The sequence below is a fragment of the Acinetobacter sp. 228 genome, from assembly GCF_048147885.1.
On record NZ_JAYWYV010000009.1, the window covers coordinates 59,843 to 83,517 of the forward strand.

The window sequence follows — 23,675 nt, forward strand, 5'->3', positions numbered from 1 at the left end:
AATGTGGTCAATTCTCGCCCTAGGTACTATTGAACGCGTGATTCATCATGTGATTGATCTGGATGCAATTACCCGTATTCAGCTCAATGCCTTGGCCGGTAAAATGTTGCGGGTGGTGATCGCCTCACCACAACTGTCAGTCGATGTCTTTTTCGATGACGGCAAGGTTCGTCTGGAACCGACCGCAACCGGTCATTCTGAAGTATCTTCCATCTTCGAACAGCGGCCTTATGAAGCGAACAGTGCGCAGATTTCTGAAGCAACAGCGACTTTACAGGTCAGCAATGTCGTAGAACTGCTCAAGCTGCTGCTTGCTGACGAAGTCGGTAATATTCCACTGCAAGGCGACTATAAGCTCTTACAAGAGATCCAGCGCATCATGCAGCAGGCTGAACCTGATCTGGCAACGCATTTAAGCCCCTGGATTGGCCCTGCGCTGGCACATGAAATCGGCAAATTGCAACTTGCGCCAAAATATTTGAAGCGTACGTTGCAAAGCCAGTTATTCTTTGCCGAAGATGCCCTGAAAGAAGACAGTGGCCTGTTTGCTCCACGCTGGCAAATGGATGACCTGAATCAGGATACCCGTATCCTGAACCAGAATTTAGACCGTGTCGAAGCCAAAATCCATCAGCTTCAGGCCCAGATTGAAAATCAGCAAGATTCAACTCAGAACTAGGTACACCACTTTATGATTCCGCATGTTTCACGTTTACTCGAACTCTGGCGCATTGCCGCGCATTATCGACTCGACACGTTGTTTCCTGCGGAAGAACTCCCTGAAAAAAGCCGTCATATCCTGTCCCTGATTCGTATGCACCCGGCAGCCTGGTCTAGCCGTGAGCGTAAAAATCCACTCAAGCTTAAAGAAGCTTTAGAGGAAATGGGGCCACTAGCGATCAAGCTGGGGCAATTGCTTTCGACCCGTCGTGACCTGATTCCACCTGAAGTTTTACAGCAGCTGGTGTTATTGCAAGACCAGGTCAAGCCCTTTGACAACGACGTCGCCAAAATGCGTATTCAGGAATCGTTAAAGGCCGATGTAAATACCCTGTTTGCCCGTTTTGATGCCCAGCCTCTGGCAGCTGCTTCAATTGCGCAGGTACATACCGCAGCACTGCATGATGGCCGGGAAGTCGTGGTCAAAGTCACCCGCCCGAATATCCGTCAGCAGATCTTGCAGGATTTTGAGATTTTGAACTGGCTGGGTGATTTTCTGGAAAAGCGTCTGGAAGCAGCACGTGCCCTACATTTGTCGGAGATCATTCAGGACTATCGACAGATTATTCTGAACGAGCTGGACCTGACGCTGGAAGCCGATAATACCCGCCGGATGCGTCATTACTTCACCGGCTCCAGCATGATGTATGTGCCTGAAGTCTATATGGACAGCAAGGATGTACTGGTCGCAGAACGGATTACCGGTGTGCCGATTTCAGATATTGCCACCTTTGATGAACTGGGCATGGACCGTGCTGATCTGGCGCGTAAAGGTCTAACTATTTTCTTTACCCAGGTGTTCCGTGACAACTTCTTCCATGCCGACATGCATCCGGGCAATGTCTTTGTGGAAACCATCAATCCGGCCAATCCGCGCTTTATTGCGCTGGACTGCGCGATTATGGGTGAACTGTCTAAACATGACCAGATGACTGTGGCGCGTATGCTGCTGGCGGTCATGAACAGTGACTTTATGCAGCTGATCCAGATTGTGCATCAGGCTGGCTGGATTCCACCGGGTACCGATCAGGATGCCCTGGCCCGCGAAATGCGTCGTACTGTGGGCCCAATGGTGTCCAAACCGATGCATGAACTGGATTTTGCCGGGATTCTGATTCAGGTCATGGACATCGCCCGTCGTTTCCATCTGGAAATCCCGCCACAACTGATGTTGTTACTGAAAACATTGGTACATGTGGAAGGCCTGGGAACAGATTTATATCCTGAGCTGGATATCTGGAGTCTGGCGAAACCAATCCTCACCGATTGGGTCAAAGCCCAGATGAATCCGCAAAAAAATATTAAAGAACTGGGGCAAAAAATCCCGGATCTGCTTTTGGGTGCGCAGGATTTACCGACCTTGATGATCGACAGCCTGAACGGTCTGAAAAACCAGTCCGCCTGGCATGCCAAGCAGCTCAATGAATTGCAAAGCATGCGCCTGCAAATGGAACATCAGCAAAAGCGTAGCTGGATTTTTGGCAGCATCATGGCTATCCTGCTTGCAATTGCGATTATTTCACCATGGTTCATTTCAGTCATTCTGATTATGCTGACAAGCGTTCTGGCAGTCTGGCGGATTGCGAAATAACTAAATGAGCTTTAAAAAAACCTGACACTGTTCAGGTTTTTTTGTTTTCTGGACATCGCATGACTGCAAAGTCACCTTAGGGTACATCTTGCCATTGGGCTTTGTGACCAGATGCTTAAAATATGTCCTCATTGGTCAAATATGGGTTGAACCTTTATGCAGATTTTACAAAAACATGCGCCTGCTCTGAAAATCCGCGCTGGGCATCAGGCTCGTGAGCTGATTCTGAAAGAAGGTTTACAACCCGAACAGGTCGATATTGTGCCGGGTGCTGCAGGTGGACCCAAAGGTATTGGTATTCAGGGACTGGATCAGGCCATTTTTGGCGAGTTTTTTTCACGTGCTCCTCAGCGTAGAACTTTGGTGGGCTCATCCATTGGTAGCTGGCGTTTTGCCAGTGTCGCGGCATGGGGAGCCAAAGCAGGCACTGAACGTCTTGCCGACTTGTATACCCATCTGTACTTTCACAAGAAAATGACCCGTAAGGAGGTCAGTGACGTTTGTCGTGGCATGCTGCTGGATCTGGTACAAGGCAAAGAAACTGATCTGGTTAATCATCCAGATTATCATCTGACAGTTTTGTCGATCAAGGCCCAGCATATTTTCCAGAGTGATAAAGCTTTACCATTACTGGCTTCTGTAGCGGGAATTGTCGGAACCACAGCAGTGGCGCGCAAACATAGCCGGCATTTCATGCAGCGGGTCATCAGCCAGCCGAATATCGGTGAACAGTTTAAAATTGCCGATGATGGCTTCACTACGCATTACCATCCCCTGACCGAGCAAAGTGTGTTGTCCTGGTTGATGGCTTCTGCCTCCATTCCGGGTGTAATGGCAGCGGTCAATAATATTCCGGATGCACCGCAAGGTTATTATCGTGATGGTGGCTTGATTGACTATCATATTGACCTGCCGTTTCAGAGCAAAGGGATTGTGCTGTATCCGCATTTTACCGACAGCATCACGCCCGGCTGGTTTGACAAATTATTTAAACGTACCTCAAATTCGGAGAATCAGGCACGAACTTTGCTCATCTCTCCTTCTCAGGAATATCTGCAAAGTTTACCTTTGGGGCGTTTACCGGACCGCAAGGACTTTACTTTAAAAGGTTTAGATCAAACCCAGCGGATTCAGCTATGGAAGCAATGTATTGCTGAAAGCCAGCGCTTGGGAGATGAGTTTCTGGAACTGGTCGAAAAGCAGAATTTTGCTGAAGTGATGCAGACCTTGTAATTGGCCGCAGCTGCCCGATTATTTGTATAATTGCCTTAATTTTTTGAGCTGTTGAGATTTATGCAGAAGTTTTTAGTTGTCCTGCAATATGCCTGTATCGCCTTTGGTCTTTATCTGATGTATAGCGTCGGCATGTCGCTGTATACCCAGCAATTTGAACTGATGGAACTGGTGGCTGATATTGGTACCATCCTGATCTGTCTGGATTTGGGGGTGTTTTTATATACCAGTAAAGGTAAGTCTGGCATCAGCATGGAAGAATATGCAAAAAGACTGGAACAGCCACCGTCTAAGCTGGTCTATGTGACACGAAAACTGGGGCATCTTGGTATTTTGCTGATTATTACCAGCTGGATTGTGCCGATGATCAATTCATAAAATCAGACATAAAAAAACCTCCTATTGGGAGGTTTTTTTATTGGTTAATTAAAGATTATTTCGAACCTTTAATCCCGGCTTGCAATAACAATGCACCCAAACCACCAATTTTTTGTTCTTGTGGTTTAGCCGCCTGCGGTTTCTTGCCATGCGGGCGATCACCTTGCGGACGTGCTTGCTGTGGACGTTTGCCTTGAGGCTTACGTTCACCACGTGCTTCATTGTTTGCACGGCGTGGCTGACGTGGTGCTTTCGCTGGGGCTGCAGAACCTTCAGGACGCATCGACAAATTCACGCGGTTACGTTCAGCATCCACATTCAAAACACGCACTTGTACGATCTGACCTGGTTTCACCACTTTATGTGGATCAGCGACAAATTCATTGGCCAGTTCAGAAATATGTACCAAACCGTCTTGATGTACACCGACATCGACAAAAGCACCAAAGTTAGTCACGTTGGTGACTACACCTTCCAGTTGCATACCTTCTGTCAATTGTGCAACTTCAGTAATATCATCACGGAACTTGGCGGTACGGAATTCTGGACGCGGATCACGGCCCGGTTTTTCCAGTTCGCTCAATACGTCTTGAATCGTTGGTAGACCAAATTTATCATCCACAAATTCTTCAGGATTTACCTGGCGAATGATTTCAGTATTGCCAATGATATCTTTTACCGTTGTTGCTTTTGCTTCAACAATTTTAGATACCAGTGGATAAGACTCTGGGTGAACTGCAGAAGCATCCAGTGGCTCAGAACCATTTTGAATACGTAAGAAACCTGCAGCCTGCTCGAAAGTACGCTCACCTAAACGTGGCACTTTTTTCAAGGACTGACGGTTATCAAAGCGGCCATTTTCCTTACGGAATTCTACAATTTGCTGGGCAATCGATTTATTCAGACCGGCGATATAACCCAGAATTGCAGAAGAGGCAGTGTTGACATCGACACCCACCGAGTTCACACAGTCTTCAACGACCGCTTCCAGCGTTTTCGCCAGACCAGTCTGATTCACGTCATGCTGGTACTGACCTACACCGATTGATTTAGGATCGATTTTGACCAGCTCAGCAAGAGGGTCTTGCAGACGGCGTGCAATTGAAACTGCACCACGAATTGAGACGTCTAAATCTGGCAATTCTTGTGATGCGAGTTCAGATGCTGAATACACCGATGCACCAGCTTCCGATACAGACACACGGGTCAGTTTCAGGTCGCTATTGGCAGCCATCATTTCAGCCACAAGCGCTTCAGTTTCACGGCTTGCAGTACCATTACCGATCGCAATCAGGTCGACATTGAACTCGCGGCATAAACGTGCCAGCTCGGCCAGTGAACCTTCTTTATCATCTTTTGGTGCAAACGGATAAATCGTGCTATGCGCCAGCACGTCACCCGATTGATTCACGACTGCCAGTTTCACACCGGTACGGATGCCAGGGTCTATACCCAGTGTCGTACGCGCGCCTGCAGGTGCAGAAAGCAGTAAATGACGCAGGTTTTCAGCAAAGACCTGCATCGCTTCTGTTTCAGCAGCCAGACGTTTTTCTGTCAATAAAGAATGTTCGATGCTTGGACGGACTTTACCGAGCCAGAACAGTTTTGCAGTCTGTTTCAGGAAATCCTGACGTGCCTGTGGCTGAATAGTTTCTAAATTATATTCAGTCTCAATACGTGCCAATGGAGCATCATCTTCACCATCTACTTTCAAGCCAAGGACATTTTCTTGACGGCCACGTAACATTGCCAGTAAACGATGTGACGGCACTTTGTTTAAGCTTTCAGAGAAATCGAAATAATCACGGAATTTCTTGCCAACTTCTTTTTTCTCTTCACTCGCCACCAGACTTTTCAGCACGGCAGTTTTGGCAAACATTGCTTTGAGCTCGGTAGTTAAAGCAATATTTTGTGCCCAGTCATCAATCAGAATGTGCTGGATCGCATCGAGCTGGCTTTCTTGATCTGGATAATCTTCATGGCTAAAGCCCGCCAAAGCTTCAGCTGGATCAACGGCTTCGTTAAAGATTTTTTCGGCAATTGGCCCTAAACCAGCTTCTTTGGCCTTGAATGATTTACTGGTCCGTTTTGGACGGTACGGCGCGTAAATTTCTTCTAATGCATTTTTGGTTTCAGCGGCATTCACACGCGCCAATAAATCATCAGACAATTTATCTTGTTCTTTGAGTGATTCAATCACCTTTTCACGGCGCTCATACAAATCACGCAAGTATGATAAACGCGTATCGAGTTGACGTAGTTGCGTATCGTCTAAGCCTTGCGTTACTTCTTTACGGTAACGTGCAATAAAAGGAACACTGGCACCTTCATCAATAAGCTTGATGGCAGCCTCAACTTGATTTGGACGTACGGCAAGTTCTTTTGCCAACTGCTGAACTAAGTCAGTCATCGTGTTTGATCCCACAAGGATAAGTACTAAATGGCATGATTATAAAGACCGGGTCTATAAAATCCACCATTGTTTTTATTAATTTATATAAGCTTCAGATAAAGGCATACGATCGATTTTCAGTTTTTTGGCTAAAATTTGCATGAACTTTGCATTTTATTCTTTTCCCAAGACGGTTTTTTTCGCATATAGATGTATATATTTGGTATCTATGTCTTGATTTTAACTGCAATATTTGGTGCTTTAGAGCATAGTCAATTAATATCTATGAATCGTATACTCAAAGCCTATCTGATTTTTGTTTATGACGACAATAAAGAATAAAGGAGCATCTCATGAGTTTAGTTGTGCCTGCTGAAAAATCCGATGCCGTACATACCGAAACGGACCGAGTCGAACGGATATTAGTAGTTGATGATGATGTTCGTCTGCGTACTCTATTGCAGCGCTTCCTCGAAGACAAAGGTTTTGTGGTTAAAACCGCACATGATGCCACACAGATGGATCGACTTTTACAGCGGGAACTGTTTTCTCTGATCGTACTCGACTTTATGCTGCCTGTCGAAGATGGCTTGAGTATCTGCCGTCGCCTACGCCAATCCAACATTGATACCCCGATTATCATGCTAACTGCTCGTGGTAGCGATTCTGACCGTATTGCCGGTCTGGAAGCGGGTGCCGACGATTACCTGCCTAAACCGTTTAACCCGAATGAATTACTGGCACGTATTCGTGCAGTATTGCGCCGCCAAGTGCGCGAAGTACCCGGTGCACCAAGCCAGCAAATGGAAGTGGTCACCTTTGGTCCCTGGTCGCTCGACTTGTCTACCCGCACCCTGACCCGTGAAGGTCAAGTGGTGACTTTGACTACCGGTGAATTTGCGGTACTAAAAGCCCTGGTTCAGCATCCACGTGAACCCCTGACCCGCGACAAGTTGATGAATCTGGCCCGTGGCCGTGAATGGGGTGCAATGGAACGCTCGATTGATGTGCAAGTGTCACGTTTACGTCGTCTGGTTGAAGAAAACCCGGCGCGTGCACGTTATATCCAGACCGTATGGGGAGTGGGTTATGTCTTTGTTCCAGATGGTGCGGAATAAAGGAAAAATTATAGGATAAAGATTACTTCGATTTATTGTCCATCAAGCCATTCGCCGCTGTTTGAGCATCGACTACTTCACAGGCTCGCATGGAAATATGTGAGTTTAGCGAATGGCAAGATTTTTTGGTTACTTTTTTAAGAAAGTACCATAAGAAAATCCTTCGATTAAATGTCATTGCAGTCATACTCCACCCAGAATATCACTGCTGATTTTCAGAACAAAATTGCCCACAGGAAGCTGGCGTGAAACTCGATCCTATCGACCCGCAAAAATTTACCGATTTTGTCAGCTACTCGGAAACAAAACGTACCCGCTGGGAACGCTTTATGGACAAGATCAAACCGCGTTCTGCAGCCATGCGGACCACGGTACTGGTGGTTTTTGTGGTCTGTTTCAGCCTGTTTATGTCTTTGTGGTTCTTTTGGCGTACCTTGTTTCTACCTGAAATTCAGCAACATGCGCGTTATCTGGCCATGGAACTGGAAATTCTCAATAATCCGGATCTACGCCTGTATCACAAACAGCAGGAAGTCGATATCGATGACTGGTTAAAAAATCGAGTCGGCATTGAATATGTCACCAATCCGGCAGAATATCCTACAGTCCGTGAAAAACTGATCGCAGAATTCTTTACCCGCCAGATCGAAACCAAACTGGCCAAAGAATTACGCATTAAGGAAGCTACGGTCTATTTCCAGTTCAAGCCAAGTCCTCGTATCTGGATCCAGACTCCTGAAATGAATGGTCACTGGGTACAGGAACCTTTAAAGACCTATGCCAATTATAGCAATGAACTGATTTTGGGCTGGCTGCTCGGTACGCCAATTATTGTCGGCATCATTATTTTGACTTTGGTACGTCAGCTGAACCGGCCTTTACGCCGTTTGCAGGATGCTGCCAACAGTTATAGTCGTATCGGTTCGGCGCCCTATCTGGATACCAATCATGGTCCACTGGAAATCCGTCAGGTCAATCATGCTTTTAACCAGATGATTTACACGCTGGACCAGACTGAACGCGAACGCCGCATCATGCTGGCCGGTATTTCACATGACTTGCGCACGCCGCTAACACGGATTCGCCTGAGTGCCGAAATGATGCCGGATGAAGACTTTCTCAAAGAAGGCCTGATTTATGATGTCGAAGATATGGATGCCATCCTGAATCAGTTCATCTCCTATATGCGTGATGGTTCTGATGAAGAGCCCCAGGATACCAATGTCAATGTGCTGCTCCAGGAACTGGTCAAGCAGTTTAAACCGCTGGATATCCGCTTTACGCCACAAGACATCCCGACCATTCAGGCGCGCAGCATGTCGCTAAAAAGACTGATTGGTAATCTGATCAATAATTCGAAACGTTATGGTTCAGAACCGATTGAACTGTCTGCTCATGTAGAAGACGGGCACCTGTTGATTTGTGTTGCAGACCATGGAGAAGGCATCCCGGAAGATCAGATTGAAGCCCTGATGCAGCCCTTTGTACGGGGTAATTCTGCACGGACTGTACAAGGCAGCGGCTTGGGACTGGCAATTGCCAAACGGATTGTCGATATACACCATGGTCAGTTGCGTATTCATAATCGTCCTGAAGGCGGACTCGAAGCCATCATTTCATTGCCCTTAAATCAGGCTGGTACAGAGACGCCTCCCCCTGCCACCACACTCGATAAAATCCGACAAACCTTGACTGATCACTTTTAAGAAGTGATCAATAATCCAACAAACAACTTTTTAGTTTTTCTATACAATTCATTTTATATTTCATTAAATCAACAATTTAAAAATCATCATTTTTTATTATACCTACATTTAGCTAAAAAATTAGACCTTAGCCTAACACCTATGCACAATACTTTTTTTGAGCGGTACAATCCGTATCATAGTTTAAGAATTAATGAGAGTTAAAATGTCTTTAGATCGTATCCGTTTAGCCTCCCTACACAACAAAGTCATCAGCCCAGAACACGCGGCTGAATTCATCAAAGATGGCATGACTGTGGGTATGAGTGGCTTTACTCGCGCTGGTGAAGCGAAGGCGGTTCCTCTAGCTTTAGTTCAACAGGCAAAAGCAAATCCATTAAAGATCACGTTGATTACTGGTGCATCACTAGGAAACGATCTAGACAAACAACTGACTGAAGCCGGCGTATTGGCACGTCGCTTACCTTTCCAGGTCGACAACACTTTACGTAAAGCCATCAACAATGGCGAAGTGATGTTCATTGACCAGCATTTGTCTGAAACCGTTGAGCAAATGCGTAACCTGCAGTTGAAAAAACCAGACGTTGCGATCATTGAAGCTGTAGCGATTACTGAAGATGGCGGCATCATTCCAACAACATCTGTTGGTAACTCTGCAAGCTTTGCCATTTTTGCTGAAAAAGTGATTGTAGAAATCAATACCAACCTAAGCCCGGCATTTGAAGGCTTGCACGATATCTACATCCCGACGTATCGTCCAACGCGTCAAGCGATTCCATTGACTCAAGTTGATGAGCGTATCGGTACGCATGCGATCAATATCGATCCATCTAAAATTGTTGGTATCGTATTTAACAGCGAATTACATGACTCTCCATCTACTGTAACTGCGCCAGATGATGAGACACAAAGCATTGCCAACCATTTGATCGCTTTCTTTGAAAAAGAAGTGGCTGAAGAGCGTTTACCGAAAAACCTCGGGCCTCTTCAGGCAGGGATTGGTTCAATCGCAAATGCGGTATTGACCGGTCTGAAAGATTCAAACTTCGAAGACCTGATCATGTACTCAGAAGTTCTGCAAGACTGTACGTTTGAATTGATCGATGCAGGTAAAATGAAGTTTGCTTCAGGTTCTTCTATTACGCTTTCTGCAAAATACGGCGAGAAAGTATTTAACAACCTTGAACAATACAAAGACAAACTGGTATTACGTCCACAGGAAATTTCAAACCATCCTGAACTGGTACGTCGTTTAGGTATTATCGGTATCAATACTGCGCTTGAGTTTGATATTTACGGTAACGTGAACTCGACCCACGTATGTGGTACCAAAATGATGAACGGTATCGGTGGTTCTGGCGACTTTGCGCGTAATGCACATCTGGCGATCTTCGTGACCAAATCAATCGCAAAAGGTGGCGACATCTCTTCTGTGGTACCGTTCTCTTCACATATCGACCATGCGGAACACGATGTAGATATCCTGGTAACTGAACAGGGTCTGGCAGATCTTCGTGGTCTGGCACCACGTGAGCGTGCACGTGCAGTGATTGATAACTGTGCACATCCAATGTACCGTGATGCATTGAATGATTACTTTGACCGTGCATGTGCAAAAGGCGGACATACGCCTCACCTTCTTCGTGAAGCGCTGTCTTGGCACTCAAATTTCGAAGAAAATGGTCATATGCTTGCTGTTGAAGCTGCGGTAAAAACTGCATAATTAACTGCATTCAAAAAAACGCCCTACGGGGCGTTTTTTTATGGTTTTTATTTTTCAACATAGCTTATCAAGGGCTCAAAAATCGATTAATCTAAATTGCTCAAAATAAATGCAAAACTATAATTATGTTTATTATTCGCCCCTATTTAGAATCCGATTTAGATGATGTCATTGCACTTTGGGAACTGTGCGGATTGACCCGTCCGTGGAATAACCCTGAAATAGATATCTTTCGTAAATTGGCACAGCGCGATCAACTGTTTTTATTGGCGGTCAAAGATAACCAACTGATTGCAACCGTCATGGGGGGCTACGATGGTCATCGCGGATGGGTCAACTACTTGGCTGTTCATCCCAATTTTCAACGTAATGGTGTTGCAACAGCATTAGTGCAACAACTAGAAAAACGTTTGATTGCTTTAGGTTGTCCAAAGCTTCAACTGCTTATACGTAAAGATAATATTGATGTACAAAGCTTTTATGAACAATTGGGCTATAACGAAATTGAAGTCATTTGTTTAGGTAAGCGCCTAATTCAAGATTAAAGCCTGTCTAATTTTATTTAATCACCCTTACTTTGCATCACAAAATTGATGTGCAATAGTAATCACTGTGTACTTGAAAATGGATTAATTCTACATTCTCTAGAGATGAGCCGAAGATCAAAAAGGGTTTGCATTCCTGGGCTTTAAAATTTAGGATTTGCCCCCATAACTCCTAAAGAATATGGAATAGAGATTTATCATGCGTGTAGATATTTGGTCTGACGTGGTTTGCCCCTTCTGCTATATTGGTAAAAAACGTTTAGAAGCTGCTGCACAACAAGCCGGTATTGAACTGGAAGTACATTGGCACAGTTTCCAGCTCGATCCTGAAGCACCGGTTCGTCAGGAAGTGTCCAATTCTGAACGTCTAGCACAAAAATATGGCCGCACCGTGGCTGAAGTCGAAGAGATGCAGCGCAATATTGCTGCGATGGCTAAAGAAGAAGGTATCGAATTTAACTGGGAAGGTGCTAATTCAGGCAATACCTTTAATGCGCATCGCCTGATTCACCTTGCGCAAAGCAAAGGTCTGGGCAATGAAGCTGAGGAAGCGTTATTCTACAGTTATATGACTCAAGGTCTGCCAATTGGTGAACGTGAAACGCTGGAAGATGTTGGAGCGCGAATTGGCCTGAATCCGGTTGAAGTTGATGATCTTCTTGATTCGGATGAATTTGCTGACTTTGTTAAATTTGATCAGGAAGTGGCCCATGACCAGCTTAAGGTCACAGGCGTCCCTTTCTTTGTCTTTGATCAGCGCATTGCTTTGGCGGGTGCCCAACCTAAGGAAGTTTTCCTGCAAGTTCTTGAAAAAGCATTAGAGCAGCCGCAGCAACAATCATCTGCCAATCAATGCACTACAGAAACCTGTGATGTTCCGGTGAAGCCTGAATAAAGATCAATTCAACTAGAGAAATCCTCATCCAAGATGGGGATTTTTTATGCTTTTTATAAATTTATTCCATCAAAGAATTCATCTTTAGATTGACAGAGTAATCCGTAATTTTATTGTCATTAAACACCATTTTCTCTACCTCAACTCAGGTTAACTGAATATTTTCAATTGCCGCCTAAAAGTCTTGATTACTCAATGAATTGATTGCCATAGCTTTTAGGATTGCTCTATAAACCCCATAAAACGCTCAGGCTGAAAATAAATAAAAGTCCCGCTTAGTCCATTCCTAAAAAATTGTAGAATCTCGAAAATCAGCTTTAAGTTGTGATATTAAAAAAAACAGCTAGCTGCTTTTTTAGTACTCAACCAGATTTTGACTATAAAAATAAAGCATAATACCCTGTAAAATCATAAAAAATTGAATAACTTAAATCCACTAATTCATTGTTTTATAGAGTAATTAATCTAAAATTTACTGCTTAAATTTGCCGAAACTATCATTTTCTATTCAGGCTAATTTGCTATTATTTTACTCGCAGTAAGTTTAAATACTCTCCCATGTTCAAGTTATTGAACGCTCTGATATTAGAGGTCATCTTATGAATGCTCTTAAATTTGCTTTCGCAGCAATCATTATGGCTTTTTCTGTTCAAGCATCAGCGCAAATGACTCAAGTGGTTTATCTACCAGATTTTCCGGTGACTAAAGCGCCTGCTGAACCAGTGAATTCAGATTCCACTCCTGTTCAGGCATCCCTACAAACAGCACAAGTCGTTTATCTGCCAGATTTTCCGGCGACCAAAGCGCCTGCTGAAACAGTAAATTCAGATTCTGCGAATATAGGCGCCAAATATACAGCTTAAAAGCAGAAGCTATTTGTATTAAAACAGGCTGATTGATTCAGCCTGTTTTAATATCAGGTGAATCATATCCAGATTAAAAACCGATCAAGCTAAAAATTTCGACTATTTCTCATTCTGATTTTTTTCTATTGATTTTTATCACTTTTTATTAAAAATTTTGTTTATAAAATATTCAAAATAAATCACTATTTTATGTGATCCCTGCTTATAATTGCAGCATAAATATACTGATATCAAGAAATTCTGCTATGCATGAACTTCAAGCATTGCTACAGGGCAAAATTCCACCTCAGGCGATTTCTGTTGATTTTTTAATTGAAATGGTGGAACGCCATACAAATCTAAATTCTGCTGAATATAAGCTGGTCGAACTGGCAGTCAACATGATACTCGCCCACACACTGGATCAGGCATTGCAACATCTCTAGAGATCTAAAAATGAATGCTTTAGAAAAAGCACAATTAATTAAAGAATTACAGCAACTAACACGACAACTTGAGTATAAAGCCCTGCCTTTGTATGAAATTGCACGCTCAAAAAAAAGAATACGCGATATTTTTGATCGATGTGATGAGCCTATTTTCAGAACCCAGATTCTAGCTTTTAAAGCCCGCACCCAACCTGAGCTTGTCGCCTACCAGTTTTCTGAAAATACCGCCTATCATCTCAGCTTCCGTGGTTATTTCATCGAAAGCCTAGTGCTGGAAAAAGCCCTGTATGCCTACCCGGATTCAGGTTGGGCACTTTTACATCGTCCTGAACATGGCTGGCAGCTCTGGCTGATTCCGGCTCCCCACTCTCCTGCCCTGCACAGTCCATGGGCGGGACTGCAACAATGTTATATCTGGCTGTTGCAACAACAGCAGCAGTCTGCTTGTCTGAAAGAAGATCCACCATTATTGACGGTACCGGCTCTATCCCTGAATGAGGCTGAAAGCAGCTTAAAAGTGGAAGAAAAAAGCAAATACCATCGTGGTCAGCCAAGAGCAATAATCCAGGTGCCGGAATCAAGTTACCCTAATGAACCAGCTAAAACTATACTTGAGGATCTTAACCCTCATCCAGAAACAGAAACAATAAGTCATCAAGAACCAGTCCTAACCACGGAACTCCTTCAGTTTCCTGCAGAAATCCAGCTAGGCAGCGTGATCGCCCAGGTCCGCTCTTTGGGCTTAGAAGAAGCCAATATACAACGGCTCTGTGCTTTAGAACTGGCACCCGATGACCAACATCCAGTCCACCTTGATATTGCCCTGTATTATGCCGCAGAAGACAACTGGCAGGCACGTCAGGTCTTTGTGGTTGAGCAATTGAATCTGCAAGGCCAGTTTGTCAAATATCTGATGCTTTTAGGCGTACCAAGTCAGTTGCAGGCACACTATTGCATCCAGCACTGGCTGGCCCAGCATCAGCGTCAGGCTGCTGCAATTAAATCACTGGCGTGGTCTGCTTTAGCTACCCGTTTCCTGCAAGTGGAGCTCTTTTCAAGAGCTTACTTGCAACAGGCCGAAACCGTCTGGACATCGCCAGATTATTACCCGTTTATATTTACGCATTTAATCCAGAAGCAGAAATTTATCTCATTTAAAGAAGCTGCTGCAGATTTTTCTACCCCCGTACTTTTACTACAAGAACATCAGAAAATTCGAGTGATTCATGGTGAAGCACGTATGTCGCTTGCAGAAGATGAGCTGGCCTATCCGCACTTGTTGCTACAACGTGACAAACAGCTAAATTGGCAGAATATTCACAATATTATTTTATCAATGCCACAGCCCATTCAGGTGATGGATCTATATCGGGAGATTCAGGCTCAAATGATTGAATAATTGCTGTTATTTTGTAGCTTTAACTTGCTTTTCAAGGCCATTTTTTAGAAAACTACACCTAGATATAAGAATACAAGAGCAACAAATAACTCATGCAAATAAACAGGATTACTCCAATCTTACTGCTCTCTCTCGGTATAGGAATGAGCAGTAGCATGTCTTGGGCAAATTCAGTAACAGATGCTCCTGACAATCCGGCAAATATGGAGTCAAATCATTCAGGATTACTGGATCAGATTCCGCGCTTGATCGATGCGATGCCTACGATCTTACCGGAACAGTCTGATGAAGCAATTGTACCCTCCATGATAGAAACTGAAAATAACTCATGGGCCGATAAAAGGCAGAAAGGAATCCGTGAATGGGCAGACCGGACCGCACATAAAATTGACAACTGGTTTGGCAAGACCGATCCAGACCAGCCAGCTAATGCGACTTTACGAATCATTCTGGATAATAGCTGGGACAAATATGAAACTTATGAGATCAAGCCCAGAATTCGAGGAAAAATTAAACTTCCGACTCTGGAGCAGAAATTAAGTCTGGTTTTTGGTGATGACAGTCTGGATAACGAACTGGACACCAATGCGGCCATTACCAATGAAAATCTTGACAATGCCAGGGATAAAAATCTGGATATTCGCCGTACCCGTGAAAACAACAGCTCATTTGCCTTGCGCTGGTCAGAATTCGCCGATGGCCTGCCTTTCGATACCGATCTGGACCTCGGGGTACGTTCTGGCGATGATATCTATGCACGTGCCAAAATCAGTAGAGACTGGACCATGGAGAATGACTTCTCCTTTCATGCGGAACAGATTTACCGTTATGGATTGCAGAGTGAAAACTACCTGAGAACCAATCTTGAGCTGATCCATGCCCGGCCCAATCAGGCCTTTTTTTCCAATCAGCTGAGTCTGACTTATGCGGATGAACAGGAAGATGATCTGACCTGGGACAATTACACCTTCAGACAGCATCAATTTTTTCAGGAAAACCGCTTCAATTATGGCATCTATACAGGCGGTTATCTGGAGGATAAAGATCTGCGTCTGAATCGCTGGGGCCCTTATGTATCCTGGAGACAGCCGTTTCTACGCGAATGGTTTTTTGTACAGGCTGACCTGAACTACCTGAATGATGACCGACTGAACCGTAGCCATTATCTGGGTGCGTTAGTGCGTATGGAAGCCATTTTCTAAACCTAAACTGTCCCTAAAAACCTCAAAGCCCATACAATATGGGCTTTTTCATGTTTGGATAAAATCAATGCTTATTCAGGAGAGTAATGTGTCATGAAAGCAAAAAAATTGCTGCCACCTATACGCTTTTCTTGTAAGGATGAGTCCCATCTGCGACATATTAAATCTCCCACGATCGGTACACTGGATACGCTGTAATTTTGGTACGTCTTTTTTGACTGATGCCTGAAAGCCAATATGATCATTATGCAACACTTTTTTAGGTACTGTCTCGGCCAAAGCTACTGTATTCATTGATATCAGCCTAACTGTACTTAGACTTATTACTGGCGATTTTTTCATGGAGATCTCTCCAATCCCAATCATCGCTATTATGAATTAATATTCAATAATCTATCTCATTTAAAAATTATAGAATTAAAGGTATTTCTTTATGCGAGCTATCGCTTTTTAAAATTATGCAAAGAAAATTAAAATTTTCAGGAATGAATTCAAGCTATGAAAAAATCCCTCCGAAGAGGGATTTTTGAAGCCTAGAAAATTAACCTAACAGCAGGTTGTTAATACGTTTCACATACTCAGCCGGATTTTCTGGCACCCCCCCTTCTGCAATCATGGCCTGATCAAAAATCACATTGGCCAGATCCTCAAACTGGGCAGAACCTTCCAGTTTTTTCACCAGTGGATGTTCAGGGTTAATTTCAAGAATCGGCTTAATGTCAGGGACAGGTTGTCCTGCATCTTTCAGCATACGGATTAACTGCGGAGATAGCTCGCCTTCACCTGTGACCAGACAGGCCGGAGAATCAACCAGACGAGTAGTCACACGCACTTCTTTGGTTTTGTCTTTAAGAGAATCAGTCAGTTTCTCAACTACTGGCTTGAACTGTTCAGCCGCAGCTTCTAGCGCTTTTTTCTCTTCGGCGTCTTGCAAATCACCGAGGTCAACTGCACCCTTGGACACGTTCTGTAATGGCGTACCATCGAATTCATGTACGAAGTTCATGGCCCATTCATCGACACGCTCAGACATTAACAGTACTTCAATGCCTTTTTTCTTGAACAGTTCCAGTTGTGGCGAATTCTTCGCAGCATTCAGGCTTTCTGCAGTGATGTAGTAAATGGCCTTCTGACCTTCTTTCATGCGTGCCTTATAGTCCGCCAATGAAGTGCTGACTTCGTCGTTGGTCGAGGTAGCATAGCGCAACAGCTTTAAGATACGTTCACGGTTCGTAAAGTCCTCACCCAGACCTTCTTTCAGTACCGCACCAAATTCATGGTAGAAAGTCTTGAATTTTTCCTGATCTTTTTCATCTTCAGATTTTGCCAGGCTATCTAAAGTGGTCAGAATACGGCGGGTATTGCCTTCACGGATGGTTTTCACATCGCGGCTTTCCTGCAACAGCTCACGGCTGACATTAAGCGGAAGATCAGCACTGTCCACTACACCCTGTACAAAGCGCAGATAGTTTGGAATCAGGTTATCCGCATCATCCATAATGAAGACGCGCTTGACATACAGCTTGATGCCGGCTTTGGCTTCACGGGTAAAAATATCCTGTGGTGCCTTGCTTGGAATATAAAGTAGCTGGGTGTATTCCGTGCTGCCTTCGACACGATTGTGCGCCCAGGCCAAAGGTGCAGCAAAATCATGCGTCAGGTTTTTATAGAACTCGATATACTGCTCTTCGCTAATTTCAGACTTGTTACGGGTCCAAAGCGCGCTGGCCGAGTTAATGGCTTCCCATTCATCAGTCTTCACATAGTGACCGCCTTTCGGTGTTTCACCTTCAGCAGCTTCATCTTCCTGCCAGACTTCTTTTTGCATCTGGATTGGCAGGCTGATGTGATCCGAGTACTTGTTGATGATCTGCTTTACTTTATAACTTTGCAGATAATCCAGGGCATCTTCACGCAGGTGCAGGATAATATCGGTACCCCGGCTTTCTTTTGTAATCTGTTCAACTTCGAACTCACCCGTGCCCTCGCTGATCCAGCGCACACCTTCTGAGGCATCTGTACCGGCACGACGCGATTCTACCGTAATCTTGTCTGCCACGATAAAACCTGAATAGAATCCTACCCCAAACTGGCCAATCAGCTGGGCATCGGCTTTCTGATCTCCAGTCAGTTTAGACATAAAATCTTTGGTACCAGACTTTGCAATAGTCCCCAAATTATCAATCGCTTCTTGCTGGCTCAGGCCGATCCCGTTATCTGAAATGGTAATAGTTTTATTTTCTGGATCAAGATTGATACGAACATGTAGGTCTGGATCATTTTCATAATATTCAGGATGATTAATGCCTTCAAAACGCAATTTGTCACATGCATCTGAAGCATTGGAAATCAGTTCGCGCAGGAAAATTTCAGGATTTGAGTAAAGCGAATGGGTCACGAGGTGCAGTAACTGTGCTACCTCGGCCTGGAAACTGTGTTTTTGTACGTTTAAATCGCTCATGAATCACTCCTATTATTGTAAATACAGATATTAACTGCTGCCTATATGAATGGAGTGAGTTCAATAATTTTCAATAGTCTGAAGTGGATTTTTTCTCAAAAAAATTTAGATTTTTTATCTTTATCAGATTAATAGATTGAATCAATGAATCTTAATAAGGTCCCATTTTATAGATACGCTCAAACTGCAGGTCCAGCTGCTGCTGACGCATGTTATAGACCTGACTCAGACAAGACACCGATTCCTGGCAACGGTCGCGAAACTGCAGCCATTTGACCTGATCGCGCTGAATCACCGAGCGCGTTCCCATCGGTACCATACGGCGTAAAATATGGTAGCTGGTGCTCATCTTGACATCGGCATCATTGAGCAGTCGATGCTCACAAATCGTTTTTTCTGTACCAGTTACAGCTTTCTGACAGTCAAAGCTTGCTGCATAGGCAGACGCTGCCAGCAGACTGGAGAAGATCACAATACCTTGGATTAAAAACTTCATGCTGATCTTCCTTATTATTCAATTATTAAGTCGTATTCAATTAATGTTTACTTTATTCGTTTTAATATAGTTGAACATTGCCGATCTGCTCAATTTCAACACGTTATAAATCGTTGTTATTTTGAAAAAAAAAGCCTCATACAAGATGAGGCTATTGGAAAATCAATCCAGGAATGTGGAAGCTTAAACTTTTTAGAATTTGTAGCTATAACCCAATGTATAAACAACCGGATCAATATCTAAATTAAATTTAGATTTTCCAACTGCTGCAGCTGTTGCATCATCTAAAGTCACTTCAGGGCTCAAATCCGCATAACGCACATCTACAAACACACCCCAGTTTTTAGCATCTGCCGGTTGATAGTTAAAACCGACTTGTCCAGCAATACCAAATTCTTCTTTGACGTCTTTTGCTGCACCTTCTTCATCCCAAGCAATAAAGGCTGTTCCACCTAAACCTACGTATGGCGTAAAACGTGTAGAGTTTTTAAAGTGATATTTTGCGGTAATGGTTGGCGGAAGATGCTTAATCTTGGCAATTTTTCCTAAACCCTGAGCAGAAATATCATGGTTAAACGGGGCAGCCAATAATAATTCTGCCGAAATATTGTCATTGAAGAAATATTCAACAGAAGGAGTAAAACCATATTCCTGATCGGCTTCTACGACTAAACCTGGTGCAATTTCAGTATCGCTTGTTGGTGCCAAAGAACTCGCACCCACTTTAACTTGCCACGGACCTGCCATCGCAGATGCAGAAAGACCCATTAATGCAATTAAAGTAATTTGCTTTAACATTTTAAACACCCCACTGGAAGAATAATTATTAAAAAATAAACCCTGATTAATAATAAACACGATAGAAAATAATATGCAATACAGATTATAAAACTAATTTTCAATTATTATTTAAGATATTGTTTTAACTTTAAATTTATTTTAAATTGACTGGAAAGGTTGGTTTTAAATACCAAGTGAATTAATCAGATTAATAGGCTTTATTCAGAGTAAAACAATCAGGTTTATATTAATTTAATCTTTAATAAAAATATTTTAAATACATCTTATAATTTATTTTAAATCCAGATGAATCTGCCCTGATCTATATCAGGGCAGATTAAAATTTCCTTAGAGGACCATAGCTGCAATCCAGCCAAAAATGATCAGCGGAATATTAAAATGAATAAAGGTAGGGACTACGCTGTCTTTCATATGGTCATGTTGACCATCCATGTTTAAACCCGAAGTCGGACCTAAAGTTGAATCCGATGCTGGGGAACCGGCATCACCCAAAGCTGCTGCAGTCCCGATAATCGCAATAGTCGCTGCAGGACTAAAACCGAACTGGATACAAAGCGGCACATAGATAATCGCTAGAATCGGAATGGTTGAGAAAGACGAACCAATACCTAAGGTAATCAGCAGACCGATCAGCAGCATCAAAAATGCGGCCAGTGCCTGACTATTACCAATCCAGTGGACCGATGCCTCGACCAGCGCAGGCACCTGATTGGTGGCTTCAATCACGGCTGCAAAACCTTGTGCTGCAATCATGATAAAACCGACCAGCGCCATCATGCGCATACCGGTAATGATCACATCATCCGCTTCTTTCCACTTGAAAATACCGGCACAGCTGAGAATCGCCACACCGACCAGACCTGCTAGAATCATTGAATCTGAGTACAGTTGCACTACCAGGGTTAAAATAACAGCCAGACCGGCCATCCAGATAGTGAATTTCGAAATTTCAGGTTTAAGCTGTGGCTTTACCCCGAGTTCAGATGAAATACTTTGCGGCTTTTCAATCTGAATGTCTTTGTACTGACGCGGTTTACGATAGCTGATAAATATAGCCACCAATAAGCCAACGAACATTCCAAATACCGGGATCGCCATGGCAGATGGAATCTGGTCATAGCTGATTTCAAGCCCATAAGGCTTACCAAAAGTATTGATGTTATAACCCAGAATATCATTCAGGAAGATCGCCCCAAAACCTACTGGAATCAGCATATAGGTCGCAACCAAGCCAAAGGTCAGCAGACAGGCCACCAGACGGCGATCCAGCTGTAAATGGTTAAATACAATCAATAGCGGTGGAATCAGTACCGGAATGAAAGCAATATGCACAGGAATGACATTCTGTGAGAACACTGCAGCAATAGCGACGGTGAAAAAGATCAGATATTTCATCCGGTTCTGTGCTTTAAAATCCGCCTCACCCTTTAAGGTGCTAATCATTTTATAGGCCAGTAAATCCGGTAAACCCGAACGTGCCAAGGCCAAAGCAAATGCACCTAGAATACCGTAAGCCAAGGCAATTTTGGCCCCACCACCCAAACCATTGTTAAATGCGTCTAAGGTACCCTGCAGACCAAGACCTGCCAATAAACCACCTGTAACAGCACCAATGACCAGGGCAAAAACCACGGGTACACGTGCCAATGAGAGTCCAAACATGACTCCAATAGCAGCAAGAATTGCGAACATAATGAATCGGAGATAGAGAGAAAGCCGCTATTTTATCAGAAAATACGGATAAAAATTCCGCCACTTTCTCCTCGCCGGGTCATGCTTCACAAAGCGGCTTCTCAATCGATGACCGCAGACTTCTTCTGAATAAAATGATCAATTAATTGAGCAACTTGCTCTGGCTGACTCAGAATCGCCCAGTGATTGGCAGCCAATTCTACTCTCGAAAAATCATCCACCCATTTAGACACTTCATCGATCAGATCAGGGCCGACAAACTTATCATTTTGCAACACAATCGCTTGTACAGGACAGATTGCAAAGCGCTGCCGTGGTTGAGCTAAACATGGCAAAAAGTTGGCCCGATACAGATTCACCCCATATTTTCCATCTTTGACAATATAGGGATTAAGGGGCAGATCATCGCGTTTTTCCAGTTGCTCAACGATCTTGGCCCAACGCTGCGGGTTAAAAAAATTCCAGGCCAAAGGTGCCACCCAGGGCAGCTGAAACACCCCGATATACCAGGACTTTCTCATCTGCTTTAAGAATTTTGTTCTGTTTTGCTGGAACTGTTCGCGCATCCAGAAAGCTGCATGATCCAGACAGGGGCCGGACAGCGTGCTATAAGACAAAATTCGGCCTTTGAATCTAAAATCTGTGACAGATTCCCAAGACTGAATAGAGCCCCAGTCATGTGCAGCCAGATGAAAAGCTCGATTCGGCAATACCTTATTCACTACTTCTTCCAGATCCTGACTTAAACGTGCCAGACGGTAATCCGAGATTTTTTTAGGAATACTGGACTCACCTGCACCACGTACATCATAGGTCACAATAAAGTAGTTCTGAGTTAAATAATGAATGACTGGCTCCCAAACCATCTGATGATCGGGATAGCCATGAACCAGCACCAATGCCGGCTGTGTGGGCTGTCCATAAGTTCTGACACAGAGCCGCTGCTGATCCGTGGTATCGACCCATTGTGTTTGCATTTCCATCTTTTAATCCTGTTCTTGTTATTGACCGCTTAGTTTATAAATCGGCATGATTGATCAATGCTAGCGCATTTTTGTTGCTCTAGTATGCATAATCAAAGCCACAAAAAGAATGTCAGTATGAACCTATTCCAGAAAATTCAACAAGTGCCACTGGTATCAAAATTTATTTTGAACCGCTATGCTCCTTACCGGGGTGCAGGTATCGAAATTGATAAGATTGATTTTAATAATTATCACGTGCGGGTCAAAATGCCGCTAACCCGTAAAAACCAGAATATTGTCGGCGTACATTTTGGTGGCAGCCTGTATTCGATGGTCGATCCTTTTTATATGTTACTGCTGATGCATCATTTGGGGCCGAAATATCTGGTCTGGGATAAAGGTGCCTGTATTCAGTTTTTGGCCCCTGGCCGCGGCACCGTGATCGCGGACATCCGGATCTCTGCTGAAGAAATCAGCACCATTATCAATTTGGCGGCCAACAATGCACCTGTATACCGCAATTATCAGCTAAATATCTATGATGAAGCCGGGGTCAGGATTGCGGAAGTAGAGAAAACGGTTTATATCCGGCGTAAACAGAGCAAAGGGAAAAGCCTATCTGTCAAATAAGATAAAAGCGCCCATATGGCGCTTTTAAATTTAGATTATTTTACAAGTGAAACAGGACTTAACGACGACGGTTATCCTGTTCAATGGCAGCTCCGGCACCACCACCGATGGCACCACCGATTGCAGCACCTGCATTACCACCAAAGATGCTTTTACCGACTGCTGAGCCTACCGCACCACCTACACCACTATAGGTTGCATTACGGTTGGAACCACCTTGGGATTTACTGCCTACTGCAGCACCGGCACCACCACCAATCGCAGAACCGACACCACCACCGACACTATTACCTACGCCACCACCGACGGCACCACCTAAGGCAGCAGCACCAATACGTTGATTTTTGCTCGACATGTTTTCACAACCTGCCAACATAAAGGTGGAAAGCGTGGCAACTGCCATAACACCGATTAACTTTTTCATGACCTTGGCC

General features: G+C 44.0%; 21 protein-coding genes. 14 read left to right on the plus strand and 7 right to left on the minus strand.

What is annotated here, in order from left to right; translation table 11 throughout:
- The first annotated feature begins 1 nt into the window (after window position 1).
- From VXQ92_RS08835 to VXQ92_RS08850, 4 genes are all read left to right on the plus strand, one after another.
- Window positions 2–679 carry a ubiquinone biosynthesis accessory factor UbiJ gene (locus VXQ92_RS08835; protein ID WP_416681141.1) on the plus strand — a complete coding sequence of 226 codons (678 nt, stop codon included), beginning with the start codon at window positions 2–4 and terminating at the stop codon, window positions 677–679.
- A 12-nt stretch (window positions 680–691) separates the two neighbouring features.
- Window positions 692–2,311, plus strand: a complete 1,620-nt coding sequence (locus VXQ92_RS08840; protein ID WP_416681142.1) for an ABC1 kinase family protein — start codon at window positions 692–694, stop codon at window positions 2,309–2,311.
- Between the two features lie 156 nt (window positions 2,312–2,467).
- Window positions 2,468–3,544 (plus strand): patatin-like phospholipase family protein, encoded by a 1,077-nt coding sequence (locus VXQ92_RS08845; protein WP_416681143.1) that lies wholly within the window; start codon window positions 2,468–2,470, stop codon window positions 3,542–3,544.
- Between the two features lie 60 nt (window positions 3,545–3,604).
- The gene (locus VXQ92_RS08850; RefSeq protein ID WP_064094953.1) at window positions 3,605–3,922 is read left to right on the plus strand and encodes a hypothetical protein; all 318 of its coding nucleotides are present in this window, start codon (window positions 3,605–3,607) and stop codon (window positions 3,920–3,922) included.
- Between the two features lie 55 nt (window positions 3,923–3,977).
- On the opposite strand, the gene VXQ92_RS08855 is transcribed toward VXQ92_RS08850, so the two are convergent.
- Window positions 3,978–6,332 carry a Tex-like N-terminal domain-containing protein gene (locus tag VXQ92_RS08855; RefSeq protein WP_416681144.1) on the minus strand — a complete coding sequence of 785 codons (2,355 nt, stop codon included), beginning with the start codon at window positions 6,330–6,332 and terminating at the stop codon, window positions 3,978–3,980.
- A gap of 335 nt (window positions 6,333–6,667) precedes the next feature.
- Here VXQ92_RS08855 and ompR point away from each other — a divergent pair, with 335 nt between their 5' ends.
- The 9 genes from ompR (at window position 6,668) to VXQ92_RS08900 (ending at window position 16,196) form a co-directional block, all read left to right on the plus strand.
- Complete coding sequence (gene ompR, locus VXQ92_RS08860) at window positions 6,668–7,432, plus strand: two-component system response regulator OmpR (protein WP_064094955.1); 765 nt, start codon at window positions 6,668–6,670, stop codon at window positions 7,430–7,432.
- Between the two features lie 245 nt (window positions 7,433–7,677).
- Window positions 7,678–9,138: an ATP-binding protein gene (locus VXQ92_RS08865; protein ID WP_064094956.1), complete on the plus strand. Its 1,461-nt coding sequence runs from the start codon at window positions 7,678–7,680 to the stop codon at window positions 9,136–9,138.
- A 205-nt stretch (window positions 9,139–9,343) separates the two neighbouring features.
- On the plus strand, window positions 9,344–10,861 hold the full coding sequence (locus VXQ92_RS08870) for an acetyl-CoA hydrolase/transferase family protein (protein ID WP_416681145.1): 1,518 nt from the start codon (window positions 9,344–9,346) through the stop codon (window positions 10,859–10,861).
- Window positions 10,862–10,986: 125 nt separating this feature from the next.
- Window positions 10,987–11,406, plus strand: coding sequence for a GNAT family acetyltransferase (locus tag VXQ92_RS08875; RefSeq protein WP_191730316.1), 420 nt, complete (start codon window positions 10,987–10,989; stop codon window positions 11,404–11,406).
- Window positions 11,407–11,605: 199 nt separating this feature from the next.
- Window positions 11,606–12,301, plus strand: coding sequence for a DsbA family oxidoreductase (locus VXQ92_RS08880; protein WP_064094958.1), 696 nt, complete (start codon window positions 11,606–11,608; stop codon window positions 12,299–12,301).
- A 599-nt stretch (window positions 12,302–12,900) separates the two neighbouring features.
- Window positions 12,901–13,164, plus strand: coding sequence for a hypothetical protein (locus VXQ92_RS08885; protein WP_064094959.1), 264 nt, complete (start codon window positions 12,901–12,903; stop codon window positions 13,162–13,164).
- Window positions 13,165–13,412: 248 nt separating this feature from the next.
- On the plus strand, window positions 13,413–13,592 hold the full coding sequence (locus VXQ92_RS08890; RefSeq protein ID WP_416681146.1) for a hypothetical protein: 180 nt from the start codon (window positions 13,413–13,415) through the stop codon (window positions 13,590–13,592).
- A 10-nt stretch (window positions 13,593–13,602) separates the two neighbouring features.
- Complete coding sequence (locus VXQ92_RS08895; RefSeq protein WP_416681147.1) at window positions 13,603–14,994, plus strand: hypothetical protein; 1,392 nt, start codon at window positions 13,603–13,605, stop codon at window positions 14,992–14,994.
- A 92-nt stretch (window positions 14,995–15,086) separates the two neighbouring features.
- Window positions 15,087–16,196: a hypothetical protein gene (locus VXQ92_RS08900; RefSeq protein ID WP_416681148.1), complete on the plus strand. Its 1,110-nt coding sequence runs from the start codon at window positions 15,087–15,089 to the stop codon at window positions 16,194–16,196.
- A gap of 541 nt (window positions 16,197–16,737) precedes the next feature.
- Here the strand turns inward: VXQ92_RS08900 and htpG are convergent.
- From htpG to VXQ92_RS08925, 5 genes are all read right to left on the minus strand, one after another.
- Complete coding sequence (htpG, locus tag VXQ92_RS08905; RefSeq protein WP_416681149.1) at window positions 16,738–18,657, minus strand: molecular chaperone HtpG; 1,920 nt, start codon at window positions 18,655–18,657, stop codon at window positions 16,738–16,740.
- Between the two features lie 151 nt (window positions 18,658–18,808).
- Complete coding sequence (locus VXQ92_RS08910; protein WP_144724228.1) at window positions 18,809–19,153, minus strand: lysozyme inhibitor LprI family protein; 345 nt, start codon at window positions 19,151–19,153, stop codon at window positions 18,809–18,811.
- Between the two features lie 192 nt (window positions 19,154–19,345).
- The gene (locus tag VXQ92_RS08915; protein WP_064102179.1) at window positions 19,346–19,951 is read right to left on the minus strand and encodes an OmpW/AlkL family protein; all 606 of its coding nucleotides are present in this window, start codon (window positions 19,949–19,951) and stop codon (window positions 19,346–19,348) included.
- A gap of 330 nt (window positions 19,952–20,281) precedes the next feature.
- Window positions 20,282–21,646: a Na+/H+ antiporter family protein gene (locus tag VXQ92_RS08920; protein WP_416681150.1), complete on the minus strand. Its 1,365-nt coding sequence runs from the start codon at window positions 21,644–21,646 to the stop codon at window positions 20,282–20,284.
- 101 nt (window positions 21,647–21,747) lie between these two features.
- Window positions 21,748–22,629, minus strand: a complete 882-nt coding sequence (locus tag VXQ92_RS08925) for an alpha/beta fold hydrolase (protein WP_416681151.1) — start codon at window positions 22,627–22,629, stop codon at window positions 21,748–21,750.
- A 117-nt stretch (window positions 22,630–22,746) separates the two neighbouring features.
- Between VXQ92_RS08925 and VXQ92_RS08930 the strand changes: the two genes are divergently transcribed.
- The gene (locus VXQ92_RS08930) at window positions 22,747–23,241 is read left to right on the plus strand and encodes a DUF4442 domain-containing protein (protein WP_416681152.1); all 495 of its coding nucleotides are present in this window, start codon (window positions 22,747–22,749) and stop codon (window positions 23,239–23,241) included.
- A 58-nt stretch (window positions 23,242–23,299) separates the two neighbouring features.
- Here VXQ92_RS08930 and VXQ92_RS08935 read toward each other — a convergent pair whose 3' ends face one another.
- Window positions 23,300–23,665 carry a hypothetical protein gene (locus VXQ92_RS08935; protein WP_064094969.1) on the minus strand — a complete coding sequence of 122 codons (366 nt, stop codon included), beginning with the start codon at window positions 23,663–23,665 and terminating at the stop codon, window positions 23,300–23,302.
- Window positions 23,666–23,675 lie beyond the last annotated feature (10 nt).